This window comes from Pseudomonas sp. ERMR1:02 (genome assembly GCF_002277815.1).
Lineage (GTDB): Bacteria > Pseudomonadota > Gammaproteobacteria > Pseudomonadales > Pseudomonadaceae > Aquipseudomonas.
Window position 1 is genome coordinate 169,708 of sequence record NZ_NKJI01000011.1, and the last position, 13,797, is coordinate 183,504.

General features: G+C 61.5%; 13 protein-coding genes. 8 read left to right on the forward strand and 5 right to left on the reverse strand.

Translation table 11 applies throughout. The annotated features are described in order from the left end of the window. Window positions 1–3 precede the first annotated feature (3 nt). The 6 genes from CES87_RS20045 to CES87_RS20070 all read left to right on the forward strand — a co-directional run bounded on the left by CES87_RS20045 (window position 4) and on the right by CES87_RS20070 (window position 5,009). The gene (locus CES87_RS20045) at window positions 4–1,254 is read left to right on the forward strand and encodes an FAD-binding oxidoreductase (RefSeq protein WP_128607471.1); all 1,251 of its coding nucleotides are present in this window, start codon (window positions 4–6) and stop codon (window positions 1,252–1,254) included. Window positions 1,255–1,318: 64 nt separating this feature from the next. Beyond that, window positions 1,319–1,792 carry an FAD-dependent oxidoreductase gene (locus tag CES87_RS20050; RefSeq protein ID WP_128607472.1) on the forward strand — a complete coding sequence of 158 codons (474 nt, stop codon included), beginning with the start codon at window positions 1,319–1,321 and terminating at the stop codon, window positions 1,790–1,792. Beyond that, window positions 1,776–2,132 (forward strand): hypothetical protein, encoded by a 357-nt coding sequence (locus tag CES87_RS20055; protein WP_128607473.1) that lies wholly within the window; start codon window positions 1,776–1,778, stop codon window positions 2,130–2,132. Before CES87_RS20050 ends, CES87_RS20055 begins: the two co-directional genes overlap by 17 nt. Then, a complete protein-coding gene (locus tag CES87_RS20060) occupies window positions 2,129–2,962 on the forward strand; it encodes a hypothetical protein (RefSeq protein WP_128607474.1) in 834 nt (277 codons plus the stop codon). Before CES87_RS20055 ends, CES87_RS20060 begins: the two co-directional genes overlap by 4 nt. Further along, window positions 2,850–4,136, forward strand: a complete 1,287-nt coding sequence (locus CES87_RS20065) for an NAD(P)/FAD-dependent oxidoreductase (protein ID WP_371858236.1) — start codon at window positions 2,850–2,852, stop codon at window positions 4,134–4,136. Before CES87_RS20060 ends, CES87_RS20065 begins: the two co-directional genes overlap by 113 nt. 75 nt (window positions 4,137–4,211) lie before the next feature. Beyond that, on the forward strand, window positions 4,212–5,009 hold the full coding sequence (locus CES87_RS20070) for a transporter substrate-binding domain-containing protein (protein ID WP_128607476.1): 798 nt from the start codon (window positions 4,212–4,214) through the stop codon (window positions 5,007–5,009). A gap of 291 nt (window positions 5,010–5,300) precedes the next feature. On the opposite strand, the gene CES87_RS20080 is transcribed toward CES87_RS20070, so the two are convergent. From CES87_RS20080 to CES87_RS20100, 5 genes are all read right to left on the reverse strand, one after another. Further along, complete coding sequence (locus CES87_RS20080; RefSeq protein ID WP_128607478.1) at window positions 5,301–5,753, reverse strand: hypothetical protein; 453 nt, start codon at window positions 5,751–5,753, stop codon at window positions 5,301–5,303. 163 nt (window positions 5,754–5,916) lie between these two features. After that, window positions 5,917–7,101: a cystathionine gamma-synthase gene (locus tag CES87_RS20085; RefSeq protein ID WP_128607479.1), complete on the reverse strand. Its 1,185-nt coding sequence runs from the start codon at window positions 7,099–7,101 to the stop codon at window positions 5,917–5,919. Beyond that, complete coding sequence (locus tag CES87_RS20090) at window positions 7,098–8,474, reverse strand: pyridoxal-phosphate dependent enzyme (RefSeq protein WP_128607480.1); 1,377 nt, start codon at window positions 8,472–8,474, stop codon at window positions 7,098–7,100. Before CES87_RS20090 ends, CES87_RS20085 begins: the two co-directional genes overlap by 4 nt. Before the next feature lie 471 nt (window positions 8,475–8,945). Further along, window positions 8,946–9,608 carry a glutathione S-transferase family protein gene (locus CES87_RS20095; RefSeq protein ID WP_128607481.1) on the reverse strand — a complete coding sequence of 221 codons (663 nt, stop codon included), beginning with the start codon at window positions 9,606–9,608 and terminating at the stop codon, window positions 8,946–8,948. A 390-nt stretch (window positions 9,609–9,998) separates the two neighbouring features. Beyond that, the gene (locus tag CES87_RS20100) at window positions 9,999–11,711 is read right to left on the reverse strand and encodes an amidase (RefSeq protein WP_128607482.1); all 1,713 of its coding nucleotides are present in this window, start codon (window positions 11,709–11,711) and stop codon (window positions 9,999–10,001) included. Window positions 11,712–12,069: 358 nt separating this feature from the next. Here CES87_RS20100 and CES87_RS20105 point away from each other — a divergent pair, with 358 nt between their 5' ends. After that, window positions 12,070–12,912 (forward strand): transporter substrate-binding domain-containing protein, encoded by an 843-nt coding sequence (locus CES87_RS20105; protein WP_128607483.1) that lies wholly within the window; start codon window positions 12,070–12,072, stop codon window positions 12,910–12,912. 52 nt (window positions 12,913–12,964) lie between these two features. Beyond that, window positions 12,965–13,786 carry an amino acid ABC transporter ATP-binding protein gene (locus CES87_RS20110; RefSeq protein WP_128607484.1) on the forward strand — a complete coding sequence of 274 codons (822 nt, stop codon included), beginning with the start codon at window positions 12,965–12,967 and terminating at the stop codon, window positions 13,784–13,786. The last annotated feature ends 11 nt before the right edge of the window (window positions 13,787–13,797 follow it).

Genomic DNA, 13,797 nt, shown 5'->3' on the forward strand with positions numbered 1-13,797 from the left:
TTCATGGGTTGTGCGTGCGCGTACTACCTTGGCAAAGCGGGTGCGAAGGTTCTGCTCCTCGAAAAAAGCATGCTTGCAGGTCAGCAATCGTCACGTGCGTGGGGTTTTGTGCGCCAGCAATCGCGTGACGAAGCGGAAGTGCCGCTGATGCAAGCTAGCATCGGGATCTGGCGCTCGCTGGAACACGAACTGCAGACTGACCTTGGGTGGCGCAACGACGGCTGCCTTTTCGTCGCGGGAAATGAAGCCGAACGTGATGGATACGGATCGTGGCTGAGCGTCGCGCGCAGCTTTTCAGTCGATACCGTGATGTTGTCGCCGCGTGAAGTGGCAAAAAAACTGCCGGGTTACGCCGTGCCGCAAATGGGTGGCCTGTATACCGCCAGCGATGGTCAGGCGGAGCCCACGCTCGTGGCCCGCGCCTTCGCGATGCGTGCCCGTGAGTTCGGCGCGCACATCGTCGAACAGTGTGGTGCCACGGGCATCGACGTCGCCGCCGGCCAGGTGGTGGGTGTTGAAACCGAGCGGGGTTACGTGAGGGCTAAAACCGTGGTGTGCGCCGCTGGCGTCACAACGTTCCGCCTACTGAAGATGCTCGGCATCTCCCTGCCGCAGCAGCTGGTCAGGGGAACCGTGGCGCGCACCACGTCGGGTCCGACGCTGAGCGGCATATCGACGATCGCCAACGGCGTGGGTTTCCGGCAAAGGCTGGACGGCAGCTTCAACATCGCCGACGACGCCCATGTCGACGTCGATATGACGCTGGGCCATCTGCGCGCACTGCATTGGTATGCGCCGTCGCTGTGGGCACACCGCAAATCGTTTCGCTTCAACCTGAACGGTGCGTGCCTGACGGATCTGCGCCAGCGCATGCCATGGTCGGAATCGTCGCGGCTAGGCGCGGGGATTCACCAGCGCAATCCGCTCATCCCACCCAATGACAAAGGTCTGGGCACGGCCATGCGCGCGCTCAAGGCCGCGTTCCCCGGGCAAGTGAACACGCAGATTGCCGACCGCTGGGCAGGCGCTATCGATGTCTTGCCGGACGGCATTCCCGTCATCGATGCACAAACGTCGCCGCGCGGCCTGGCCATCGCCACCGGGTTCTGCGGCCACGGCTTTGCCATGGGCCCGATCGTGGGCAAAACCCTGGCTGACTGGATCGACTCCGGCGATCCGGGACTGGATATGCGCCAGCTGCGTCTGTCGCGATTCGCCGAGGGCGACGTCAAGCCGCCTTCATCGCTGTTCTAGTCGACACCTGCATGCCAAAGCTCGCGCGTCCGCTCTCAAGCGCATACATCTCGGGGGAAACACGGTGACCACACAAGACATCTACTACGATCCCGCCTCGGTGGCAGGCAAAGCGCCGCCGATCAGCGACGAGACTGACATTCTCATCGTCGGCGCGGGTCCGGCGGGACTCGCTGCCGCATTGGCCGCCGCCGGGCATGGCCTGCGCGTCACACTGGTGGACGAAAATCCGGTCCCCATCGAAACCATGGGCGAAGAGGTGCCGCTGCATTTCGGCGGGAGAATGGGCGCTGCGGTTTCCAACCACAACAGCGTGCTGCAATCGCTTCTCGACGCTCGCCCGCAGATCGCCGAGGCCCTGGAAGCCGGTGTCGACGTGCGGCTCGGCACGGCGGTCTGGGGCTGTTTGCACAACAACCCACCGCGACGTGGATCAAGGGCGCCGTTGCTGGCCTCGCCGATGAAAAAACGCCTGGCTGCTGCGCTTCAAGCAGGTGATCGTCGCCGCTGGAAGGCGGGACATGGGCCTCGCGTTTGACGGTTGGCATCGCCCCGGCGTGATGGGCGTCAGCGCAGCTAATAGACTTGCGACCCTTTACGAGGCGCTGGAAAGCAAGCACGCCGTGCTGGTCGGTAGCGATACGCAAGCGCTAGCGTCGGCCCATGCGTTGATCGGCAAGGGCGTGCACATCGCTGCAATCATTGAACAGGCCGGGCAGGTGACTGGCGATTCAGCGTTGCTTGGCTCGCTCGTCGAGCAAGGCGCTCAGGTATTGACGGGGCATGTCGTTCGCGAGGCGGCCGGGGATGCATTCGGCGTCAAGCGCATTACCGCTGTTGCTGTCGATGCGGCGGGCGCCCCGTGCACGGGTCCTTGAAGGAGATCGAATGCGACACGGTGCTGCTTGGCGTGGCCGCCATTCCCGCGATCGAACTGGTCGAGGCGGCGGGTTGTAGCACGACGTTCAAGGCCGACCGCGGTGGTCACGTTCCCGACACGGACTCTGCACAGCGCACGTCGTTGCCGTTCGTTTTGGTTGCCGGCGACTGCGCTGGTGTCTGGGCGTCGAAAAGCCTCGATGACAACATTGCCCGGCGCGAAGGCCGGATCGCTGCGCAAACTGCGCTCGCCGCGCTGGGTGTCGACATCGCTCAGAACGACACAGCGCCTGTCCCCGACGAGCCCGTCTGCGATATTGCCGCCAGTCGCGCTGCCTGGGTGCGCGCGTCCACCGTTCATGCACAGAACCAACCGTTCGTTTGCCTGTGCGAAGAGGTGACGGCCAGCGAAATTCTGGGACTCCAGCCGCCGCGCTACCTCGGCTGGACACCCGCCGATGCGGGGTCGCAAAGCGCGATGCAAAACGGCTCGCCCAACCCGGACGTGACGAAGCGGCTGACGCGGGCCTGCATGGGCCCATGCCAGGGACGCCGTTGCCGCGAACAGGTGGCGGCCTTGCTCGGCATCGGTGCCGGCTTGAGTGTGGAGGACATTGCGCTGGCCTCGTTTCGTCCGCCGGTCCGCCCGTTGTCACTGCAACAGGCGGGACAGATCGAGGAAACACCGCAGATGCGCAGCCGCTGGGATGCCTGGTTTGACATGCCGTCGCAGTGGACACCGTTCTGGCTGTGCACCGGGCAGCAGACCGTCGCCAAGCACCCGCAAGACACCGCCCGTCACATCAACCCGCCGCATAACGAGGGCTGACACCATGCAGGGACTCAAGAAGTCGTCCACTAAAGCGTCCGTCGTCATCGTCGGTGGCGGCGTGACCGGATTGAGCGCCGCCTGGTGGCTGGCACGCGATGGCGTCGATGTGCTGGTGCTCGAAGCAGGCTTGATTGGCTGGGGCGCCTCTGGCCGAAATGGAGGCGGGTGCTCGCATCACCACAGTCCGCTGTTTGTCGAAGAACAGCGGCTCTGGCCGATGATGGACGAATTGCTCGGTTATCCGACCGAGTATCGCCCGGACCGCATCAGTATCGACCTCACCGAACACCAGGTTTCACTCGATAAAAAAGTCGTGGACGAAGCTGCTTACTATGGGTTACGCGTCGATCTTCTGGACCCTCGGCAGGTTCAGGAACTCGTGCCCTTCGCTGGCGATAACGTGCTGGCGGGCTTCTACTACCATTTCGGCGGCCACGCCAATCCGCACCGCACCCTGCAAGCCTATGCGTGGGCGCTGCAAAACCTCGGAGGTCGGGTTCTCGAATACACCCCTGTCGTCGAAATCGTCCGCCAAGGCGACCGGGTGACTGGGGTGCGCACTGCGCAAGGCCTGATCGCCTGCGACCACCTAGTGATTGCCGCTGGCCCGCATACCGGTGAACTGGCCGCCCAACTCGGCGTAGACATTGCGCTGGTTACCGCACGCGCCGAGATGATCGTGACCGAACCGCTACCGTTGCTTGAAGTCGGCGGTGTGGATGGCAATGGTTTGTATGGCCGGCAAACCCTGCGCGGCAACCTGGCGTATGGTGGCGGTCCGCATGAATGGGTCGATCTCGCGGATCTGCGCGGCACCCGTGCGCAGTCGACGCCCCTGCAATGCAATATCGCAAAACGACTCGCCGAACTGTTCCCCAAGGTCGCTCACAAGCGCGTGATTCGCAGTTGGGCGGGGTTCATCGAAAACACGCCGGACGGCCGTCCCGTTATCGATCGTCCTGCCGCGCTGGATAACGTCACCGTCGCGACTATGTCCGGAGTCGGCTTCGGACTCTCGCCGGCGAGCGGTCATGCCATTCGCGATCTGGTTGTCGACGGCACGTGCAGTTTCGCCGATCTTTCTACCTTCTCGCTTTCACGTTTCGCGGCCCTCGAGCCAGACTGGCAAGCCATCCAGGGATGGCTGCCGTTACCCGCAACCGGGGCGTAAAAGTTGTATTGAGTCGATACATGCAGTTGAACCGTTCTATTGGCAACAATCCTCCAGAACAAGAAAGGATCGATCATGAAACGAATGTTCCGCAATCTGACTTTGCTGGCCTCTATCGGCATGACGTTGTGTTCCTTTACGGCCCCCGCCAATGCAACGCAGGACAAGCTGCGCTTTGGTGTTGCCGCGGAGCCTTATCCGCCGTTTCTGGTCAAGACACCCACCGGGCAATTCACCGGCTTCGAACCCGACCTGATCCGCGCGCTCTGCGAGCAGATGAAAGCCGAGTGCGAGATCAAGGAGGTGGCATGGGACGGCATTATTCCGGCGCTGATCGCCACCAAATTCGACGTGCTTTTCAACTCGATGGGAATCAGCCCGGAACGTCAGAAGGTGATTGCCTTCTCGCGTCCTTACTATGAGACGACGGGAATCTTCGTCGCCGCCAAGGATGCCAATCTGACGCTGACACCGGAAGGTCTGGCAGGCAAAGCCATCGGCGTGCAGGGCTCGACCACCAACGCCGAGTTCATCCGGACTGCTTACGGCAACACGTCGGACATCCGTATTTACACGACGCAGGACGACTGCAATGCCGACTTGCTGGCTGGTCGTATCGACGTCATGTTCCTCGACAAACTCGGCGATATCGAGTTTCTGAAGTCCCAGGACGGGTTGGCGTACGAGGAAAAAGGCACCGGCAGCGTCAAGATGGATCCGTTGCAATATGGCCTTGGAGTAGGGGCGGGGATGCGTAAGGCCGACACCGCGCTCAAGACACGAATCGATCAGGCGCTGACGCAATTGCATGAGTCGGGCAAGTACACGCAGATATCGCAAAAGTATTTTCCGATTGATCTGTGGCCGCAATGAAGTCCTGACCCCTGTAGGAGCGAGCCTGCTCGCGAAAAACCCTGGACAACGCGTTCATTCAGACAGCACGCGTTATCGTTGACGTCCATCGCGAGCAGGCTCGCTCCTACAGTTTCCCCAACCGGCTGGCTCATGCCGAACCATCTACCACCCTGCGCATTTTTCAACAAACCGCTCTGAACCGATTGGCGCCTTGACCAGCGTGAATGGGTACAAGTGCTTACCTTTCCTTTCGCTCCGGTAAACCGACACCCCGGTCGGCGTCGAATTGATTTTTGACAATGCCCGTGGCTATTTCACGGTACTTGCTTGCCGGATATCCCCACAAAAAATATCCCTGTTGCCATCGGTCGATGCAGATCGCACAACGATGGAGTAGTCACCGGAAAGCAGAACCGGCATTGCCACAGGTGCGCTTCTTGAGAACGTCCAGCCGCGTATGGGTTGGCGTTCGGTGGTGACACGATCATTCATTTCATAGGCGACCGCGCCGGGTTGCTGGCAGCTGCCTTTATAGATGAAGGAGTAGAGGCGCAAGGGCAGGGAGGCGCCGGTTGGAACACCACTGATGAAGAAACTGAGTCCGGTTTCCTTGCCCCAATCAGATAAGGTTACATTGCCGATCTGACCGGCGTTCTGCCGGGCGGCAACCAGCGGAACGCTCACTCCCTGGTGTGATGAGGTGGTGCAACCCAAGAGACCGGCGGTGAGCATTAGCGCTGCGAGCGAGATTTTTAACTTCATCGCCAACCTCCTGCGTTGAGAACTGCAATGGGAGATTAACGGGTATAGCTCATATATCGCTTCCTGGCCGCGTCGAGCGCGCTTTGAGCAATAGGAGACGCGAGCGACGCATCGCCCGCGTTCACCCCCGACCGTCAAGGCCGGGGATGTTCGGCTTTTGCCTTCAGAGCTGAATCGTCGCCAACGCCTGTGCCAGATCCGCACGCAAGTCGTCGACATCCTCGACCCCCACGGACAGCCGCACCAGCGCATCGCCGATACCCAGTTGCGCACGGGTGTCGGCGGGGATGGTGGCGTGGGTCATGATGGCCGGGTGTTCGATCAGGCTTTCCACGCCGCCCAGGCTCTCGGCCAGGGCGAAAATCTGCACGCTTTCAAGGAAACGCGTGGAACCGGCGAGGTCAGTTTTCAGGTCGACGGAGATCATCCCGCCGAAGCCACGCATCTGTTGGCGCGCCAGTTCGTGCTGCGGGTGCGATGGCAAGCCTGGATAGTAGACGCGCGCTACCTGCGGCTGACGTTCCAGCCATTGCGCCAACTCCAGCGCATTGCTGCAGTGGCGTTCCATGCGCAGCGCCAGGGTCTTCACGCCACGCAGGGTGAGAAAGGCGTCGAACGGCCCGGCGATGGCACCCACCGCGTTTTGCAGGAAGCCCAGGCGCTCGGCCAGTTCGGCGTTCTGGCCGACCACGGCGATGCCGCCGATCACGTCGGAGTGGCCGTTCAGGTACTTGGTCGTCGAGTGCAGCACGATGTCGAAACCCAGTTCCAGCGGGCGCTGAATCCATGGGCTGGCAAAGGTGTTATCGGCCACGCAGATGATGCCGCGGGCACGGCAGATGCGGGCGATGGCAGCGAGATCTGAAAGACGCAGCAGGGGATTGCTCGGCGTCTCGACCATGACCATCCGTGTGTCGTCCTGCAACGCCGCTTCGAACGCGGTCAGGTCCGTCAGGTCGACGAAGCTGAAGCGGTGTCCGGCGCTACGTTGGCGCACCTTGTCGAACAGGCGGAAGGTCCCGCCGTACAGATCATTGCCGGAGACAATGTGCGAGCCTGCATCGAGCAGTTCGAGCACCGTAGAAATTGTCGCCAGCCCGGAAGCGAAGGCGAAGGCCCGGGTGCCACCTTCGAGATCTGCCACGCAGCGTTCCAGAGCAAAGCGTGTCGGGTTGTGCGAGCGCCCGTAGTCGAAGCCTTTGTGCACGCCGGGGCTGTCTTGCAAGTAGGTGGAGTTGGCATAGATCGGCGGCATCAGCGCCCCGGTGGTAGGGTCCGGCGTCTGTCCGGCGTGGATCACCCGCGTAGCGAAGCCGCGCGGCGCGGTGTTTTTATCGTGCTGACTCATGCAAGGGTTCTCCGTAAGTGATTGAGCATGTCGACCCGGGTAATCAGGCCGTGGAAGCCCGAGGCGTCGGCGATGATTGCCACCAACCCTCGGTCGATGACTACTTCCAGTTCCGCGCGGGTAGCGTCGGGCGGCAGAGTTTGTAGTTTGTCGGTCATGACGCTGTTGACGGTTTTGCGAAAGAGCGACGCGTCTTCGTGCACCCCCAGCAAAATGTCGGACTCGTCGATCACCCCGACCAGGCGCTTGCCGCCCGCCAGTACCGGCAGTTGCGAAACATCCGCCAGGCGCATGCGCTGGAACGCGGTGAGCAGGGTGTCGTCCGGGCTGACGCTGATCACGCGGCCATCCTCGAAGCGTCGTGCGATCAGGTCGCGCAAGTCGCCGTAGCGCTTGCTCGGCAGCAGCCCCTGATCGTTCATCCACTGATCGTTGTAGACCTTCGACAGGTATCGGGTGCCGGTGTCGCAGACGAAGCTGACCACCCGTTTCGGCTCGGTCTGTTCGCGGCAATACCGCAGCGCTGCCGCCAGCAAGGTGCCAGTCGACGAACCGCCGAGAATGCCTTCGGCGCGCAGCAGTTGGCGGGCGTGATCGAAGCTTTCCTCGTCGCTGATCGAATAGGCGTGACGCACGCTGGACAGGTCGCAAATCGATGGGATGAAGTCTTCGCCAATGCCTTCCACGGCCCAGGAGCCGGGGGTGCCGAGGGTGCCGCTACGGCTGTATTCAGCCATGACTGAACCGACAGGATCGGCCAATACCATCTCAAGGTCCGGCTGCACCCGGCTGAAGAACCGGGTCAGCCCGGTCAGCGTGCCAGCCGAACCGACGCCGACGACAATGGCGTCCACATCATGCTGGGTCTGCGCCCAGATCTCCGGCGCCGTGCTGCACTCGTGGGCCAGCGGATTGGCCGGGTTGTTGAACTGATCGGCGAAGAAGGCATCGGGAATTTCCGCGGCCAGGCGCGCGGCAACGTCTTGGTAGTAATCGGGGTGACCCTTGCCGACATCGGAACGGGTGATGTGCACCTCGGCGCCCATCGCCTTGAGGTGCAGGACTTTCTCGGTAGACATCTTGTCCGGTACCACCAGCACCACCCGGTAGCCCTTGGCCCGGCCGACCAGCGCCAGGCCCAGGCCGGTATTGCCCGCGGTGGCTTCGACAATGGTGCCCCCGGGCTTGAGGCGGCCGTCGCGCTCGGCGGCGTCGATCATCGCCAGGCCAATGCGGTCCTTGATCGATCCGCCGGGGTTCTGTGATTCGAGCTTGAGAAACAGGGTACAGGGACCGGTATCGAAACGGCTGACACGCACCAGTGGCGTGTTGCCGATCAGTTCGAGCACGGCAGGGCGGGAGTCGTTGGGCATGTCGTCACCTCGCTGCTTGGATCCTCGGTGGATTGCCATAAACCGTCGGCGAGTCATCGCATTGGTTGTGGCAACGCTTCGTCTGGACCATAGGCCTGGATCGCCACACTCGCAACCGTCCGGGTGAAAGTACCCCCGACATTGGGGAGATTCCCTGCGGTTGGTTGGCTTTGCAGGGAATGCTGATCGTGGGATGGGGGGCATACCCGTTTCTTTGATACCGGCGGCTGGCGGTTCTACACGACGAGGGCACCTGTAGGAGCGAGCTTGCTCGCGAAAAACGTTTGGACAGCGCGATCATTCAGGCAGCCCGCGTTATCGTTAACGTCCATCGCGAGCGGGCTCGCTCCTACAGCGTAGCCGTGATCATCACCGATTCCACCAGTGTGGGGGGGTTACCCTGCGGCGAAATCAGCCAAAGCAAGGCGCGGGCCAAGAGTCATGAAACCGTCGATAGAAGTTGTCCAACGGCTAGCGAAACCGTACAGGAATCGCCTCGGCAAATGGATAGTAGGAAAACCATGGCCGGGCTTCATCGATGACCCGCTGGAACGACGGTCGTTGGGTCAAACGGTCGAAGTATGCGCTCAAGTGCAGGCAATCGTCGGGGAACGGCACGAGGGTGCTGGCATAGAATAGGGCGGGGGCTGCGGAGCAATCGGCAAGACTGAAGTCCGGGCTGGCGACCCAGGTTCTGGAGGCCAACTGGCGCTCGAGCATGCCGTAGGCGGTCAGCAGGGTGGCGCGTTGTTTCGTCAGGTCGCCGTGGGTGGCGTACAGGCGATCGGCGACGATCTGCTGCATCGGTTCCATGACGTAGTGGTCGAAAAAACGATCCCACAACCGTACCTGCAACGCGGTGTCCCAATCGTCGGGAATCAGCTGATGCAGGCCGGCATACAACTGGTCCAGATACTCGATGATGACACTCGATTCCGGCACGTTGCGCTGACGGGCGTGGTCGCGGATCACCGGGAATTTGCCGATCGGCCAAAGCGCTGCGAGTTCCGCCCGGTCGGTTTCGCTGGAAAGGTCGATGATGCGCTTTTCGAATTCGATGCCGTGTTCGTAGAGCGCGATCAGTACTTTGTGGCAGAACGATGAGAGTGGGTGGTAGTACAGAGTCAGGGACATCTTGCTTCTCCTCGGTACGGGGGTGAAAGGCAGTATCGACCATCGTTGGGCAAGGCGCGATGTTCGATATGGGCAGGGGTGAATCGATGAAAACCCGTGGGGTGGACCTTTAGAGGGTTTGGGATGGAGTGGGGTGGCCGGGATACCCACTGCGCAACGCCTGCGTTCGGCCTATGGAAACGGGGCAGGTAGAGCAAGATCAAAAGCCAGAGCCAGAGCAAGAACAGCGGCGAGCTCGGCGCTTACACGAAGTTGTGGAAAACACGCAAACCTGTAGGAGCCGGCTTGCTGGCGAAGGCGGAGTATCAGGCACTGCATTGTTGACCTGACTGCCGTCTTCGCCAGCAAGCCGGCTCCTACAGTGGAAACGGGCTTACTCCCACATTGATTTCATTTACCGGCAGTCAGCGGCGGGGTGCGCGGCGGGATCAGTCGCTTGCTGCCGGTGGACTCGAACGCCGCAGCGAAACGCAGCAGCGCCGAGTCGTCATAGGCGCGGCCTGCAAAGGTCAGGCCGACAGGCATGCCGATGTCGGGCATGACACCCATTGGCACCGTGACCGTTGGAACGCCCAGATGGCGAATGGCGAGGTTGCCGTTGGCCACCCAGACACCGTTGCTCCAGGCGATATCCGCCGATGCCGGGTTGACGTCGGCATCTGCCGGGCCAACGTCGGCGACCGTCGGGAACAGCACCGCATCCAGACCCAGGCGGTCCATCCAGTCTTCAAGATCGATTTTCCGGGTCTGCTCAAGACCGCGCAAACCATCAGGCACCGTGCTGATGTGGTCCCAGGGCGTGATGCCGCGCACGGCCATTTTCACGTATTCGTCCATGCCAGCAGCCAGGTCGCCCTCGCGGTTGGGCAGGGTTCCCGGGTCGTGAGGGAAAATCAGCGGGCCGTCGACATCCACCAGGCGATTCAATTTCGGGTCGCCGTTGGCTTGCAGGAAATCATCGAAGGCCCAGGCCGTCAGATCCCACAGCTCGTGATGCAGGAATTCCTTGGACACGATGCCGCGATTGAACACTGTCGGCGCGCCGGGACGGTCACCTTCGCAATTGGAGACCAACGGAAAGTCGACCTCGATGACTTCGGCACCGGCGGCTTCGAGGGCCTTGCGCGCTTGTTCCCAAAGGCTGATCACTGAAGGGCGGGTGTTGATGCGTTGACCCGTCGGGCCACCGATCCCCGGCGCATCGCTGGTGCCTGCTTCAGGGTCGGCATTGATGTACATACGCGGTATGCCGAAGCGCTTGCCTGCCAGTGAGTCGGCCTTCGCCGCAAGCTCCAGATAGGACGCAGGGCGCACCGACGCGACGCTCGGAATCGGCACCCAGGGTTGCAGGCGCCACAGGTCACCACGAATATCGGCGTCTTCGGCCACCACCACATCGAGTACTTCGAGCAGATCGGCCATGGTGCGGGCAAATGGCACGACAACGTCCATGGTCGGCGTCAGCGGCCAGTTGCCACGCACCGAAATCACCCCGCGCGAAGGCGTATAGGCGCACAAACCGTTGTTCGACGCCGGGCCGCGACCGCTCGACCAGGTTTCTTCGGCCAGACCGAAGGCCGCAAAACTGGCGGCGGTGGCAGTACCGGCGCCGTTCGACGAGCCCGAGGCAAACGGGGCAGTGAGGTAGGCCGCGTTATACGGGCTCTCGGCACGGCCATAGACCCCGCGCTGCATGCCGCCATTGGCCATCGGCGGCATATTGGTCTTGCCCAGGCAGATGGCCCCGGCGCCGCGCAGCCGCTCGATGGTGAACGCATCGCGGTAGGCAATCAGGTCCTTGAATGCAGGGCTGCCTGACGCAGCGGTCAGCCCCTTGACCAGATAACTGTCCTTGGCCGTGTAAGGAATGCCATCGAGCGGGCCCAGGGTCTGGCCTTTGGCGCGACGGGCATCTGCGGCCTGCGCTTCGTTGAGTGCATCGGGGTTGCGTACCACCAGCGCATTGAGCGCGGTCGGGGTATCGGGACCGTCGTAGGCGTCGATCCGGGCGAGATACGCCTGGACCAGTTCGACCGACGTGGTCTGGCCGGATTCGAGCGCGGCGCGCAGTTGGGCAATGGAAACTTCAGTGACTTCGATCATGCGGTGAATACCGGCAGCGGAGTGGGAGTACGGTGAGTGTTTGCCTCGCGGTGAAACTTGAGCACAGGGACCTCACTTCTCTTTAAAAGGTTTTTCATAACGTTACTGGTTGCACAGCCTTACGCGGCGGGGGCTGGATTTCAAGTTTTGCGTCGTATTTTGCACGAAGCCGCGTGTCCTTCTCCTCAAAAGCCCCTTGCGACCGCTCGGTCACTTTCCCGATAAATTTTTTTCAAGCGTGTTGACAGCCGGATTCGTTCAAAACTAATCTGCATACAGCGCTGCACACATGACGGCGCACAGTGATGTTGATTTGTACCTTCCTGCCTACAAGAACGAAATCATCGGAGAGGTCAAAATGGCTCGGTTCCTTCCTCGCACCATCCGCAACATGCTCGTTTGTGCATCCGCCATTGGCGCGCTGCTCAGTCAAGTTCCAGCCCAGGCGGCTGATGTTTCACTCTGGAAAGACATACAGAAAGCCGGCGTCTTGCGTTGCGGAGCGGCGGTCGCCGCGCCTTATGTCATGCGTGATGCCCGCTCTGGTGAATACAGCGGCTATTTCGTGGACCTGTGCCGGGACTTCGGCGAGAAGGTGTTGAAGGTGAAGGTCGAGTTCGTCGACACCAACTGGGACAACCTGGTGGCCGGGTTGCAAGGTGGTAAATGGGACATGGCCATGGCGCTTAACCAGACCCCTGAGCGCGCGCTCGCAGTAGGTTTTTCGGTGCCGGCCACGGACTACCAGGTTTCGTTTCTGATCAACAAGGACAACCCGAAACTGGCGAATGCGGGCAATACCCTTGCCGATTTCGACAAGCCTGAAGTGACCTTCGCGGTCATGTCGGGGACCGCCCAGGACAAGGCTATTTCCGGATCGATCAAGCAGGGCAAGATCATGCGCCTGCCGGGTATGGATGAAGTAAGGCTGGCGGTCATGTCCAAGCGCGCCGACGTGCTGGTCGATGCCAGCGACACCAATCACCTGTTCGCCGTGGCCAATCCGGGCTGGTCGAAGGAAGTCTTGCCCAAGCCCGCACTGGCCAAGCAGGGCGTGGCGTTCGGCGTGCGTCGTGATGTCAGTGCCGCTGACTTGCAGACGCTGAACATCTACATCTCCCAGCGACGCGAGACCGGCGAGATCGACGCCCTGGTCGACAAGGCTTCGCAACTGGCCAACGCCGACAAAACCCCTCAGTAAACCCTGCCGATGTCGAGCGCGCGGCGGGCTGCGCGCTCCCGGAGAATGATCAATGAAAGCTTCCAATCTGGCAGCGGTGCCGGCACGGCCTCTGCACGTGCGCGAAACGCCCTGCGGCGAGTTCATTCAACTGCGTGACGTGTACAAATCCTACGGCGAAAACCTGGTGGTGATGGACCACCTGGACCTGGATATGCGCGCCGATGATCGACTGGTCATCATCGGTCCCAGCGGCAGCGGCAAAAGCTCCTTGCTGCGGGTGATGATGGGCCTCGAAAGCATTCAAGGCGGCACCATCCGCTTCCAGGGCAAGCCCTATATCGATGGCAATGCCCGGGGCAAAGGCAAGCCAATGGATTGCTCACTGCAAACCCAGGTGGGCATGGTGTTTCAGCACTACACCCTGTTTCCGCACCTGTCGGTGCTGGGCAACCTGATTCTGGCCCCGATGAAAGTGCATGGCCTGTCGAAAACCCAAGCAACCGAAAAAGCCAGGGCGTTGCTCGCCCGGTTGGGTCTGGAAAGCAAACTCAACGTTTACCCCAGCCAACTGTCAGGCGGCCAGAAACAACGCGTGGCCATTGCCCGGGCGCTGATGCTCGAACCCAAGTTGATGCTGTTCGACGAGGTCACCTCGGCGCTCGATCCGGAAATGGTCATCGAGGTGCAGAACGTGATGCTGCAACTGGCCGAGCAGAAGATGGCGATGATCATCGTCACCCACGACATGCATTTCGCCCGGCATATCGCCACCCGCGTGGTGTTTTGCGCCAACGGCAAAGTGGTCGAGCAAGGCCATCCCGATCAGTTGTTCACCCAGCCCAGGGAACCGCGCACCCGCGAGTTTCTGGAAAAAGTGCTGCACCTGGATTGATGCAACTGGAT

What these genes read in the sequence shown, in the direction of transcription:
- CES87_RS20045 (WP_128607471.1), top strand. Translation starts at nt 4, where the DNA reads ATGGGTTGTGCGTGCGCGTACTACCTTGGCAAAGCGGGTGCGAAGGTT.
- CES87_RS20070 (WP_128607476.1), top strand. Translation starts at nt 4,212, where the DNA reads ATGAAACGAATGTTCCGCAATCTGACTTTGCTGGCCTCTATCGGCATG.
- CES87_RS20105 (WP_128607483.1), top strand. Translation starts at nt 12,070, where the DNA reads ATGGCTCGGTTCCTTCCTCGCACCATCCGCAACATGCTCGTTTGTGCA.
- CES87_RS20110 (WP_128607484.1), top strand. Translation starts at nt 12,965, where the DNA reads ATGAAAGCTTCCAATCTGGCAGCGGTGCCGGCACGGCCTCTGCACGTG.
- CES87_RS20090 (WP_128607480.1), bottom strand. Translation starts at nt 8,474, where the DNA reads ATGCCCAACGACTCCCGCCCTGCCGTGCTCGAACTGATCGGCAACACG.
- CES87_RS20085 (WP_128607479.1), bottom strand. Translation starts at nt 7,101, where the DNA reads ATGAGTCAGCACGATAAAAACACCGCGCCGCGCGGCTTCGCTACGCGG.
- CES87_RS20095 (WP_128607481.1), bottom strand. Translation starts at nt 9,608, where the DNA reads ATGTCCCTGACTCTGTACTACCACCCACTCTCATCGTTCTGCCACAAA.
- CES87_RS20100 (WP_128607482.1), bottom strand. Translation starts at nt 11,711, where the DNA reads ATGATCGAAGTCACTGAAGTTTCCATTGCCCAACTGCGCGCCGCGCTC.
- CES87_RS20055 (WP_128607473.1), top strand. Translation starts at nt 1,776, where the DNA reads ATGGGCCTCGCGTTTGACGGTTGGCATCGCCCCGGCGTGATGGGCGTC.
- CES87_RS20080 (WP_128607478.1), bottom strand. Translation starts at nt 5,753, where the DNA reads ATGAAGTTAAAAATCTCGCTCGCAGCGCTAATGCTCACCGCCGGTCTC.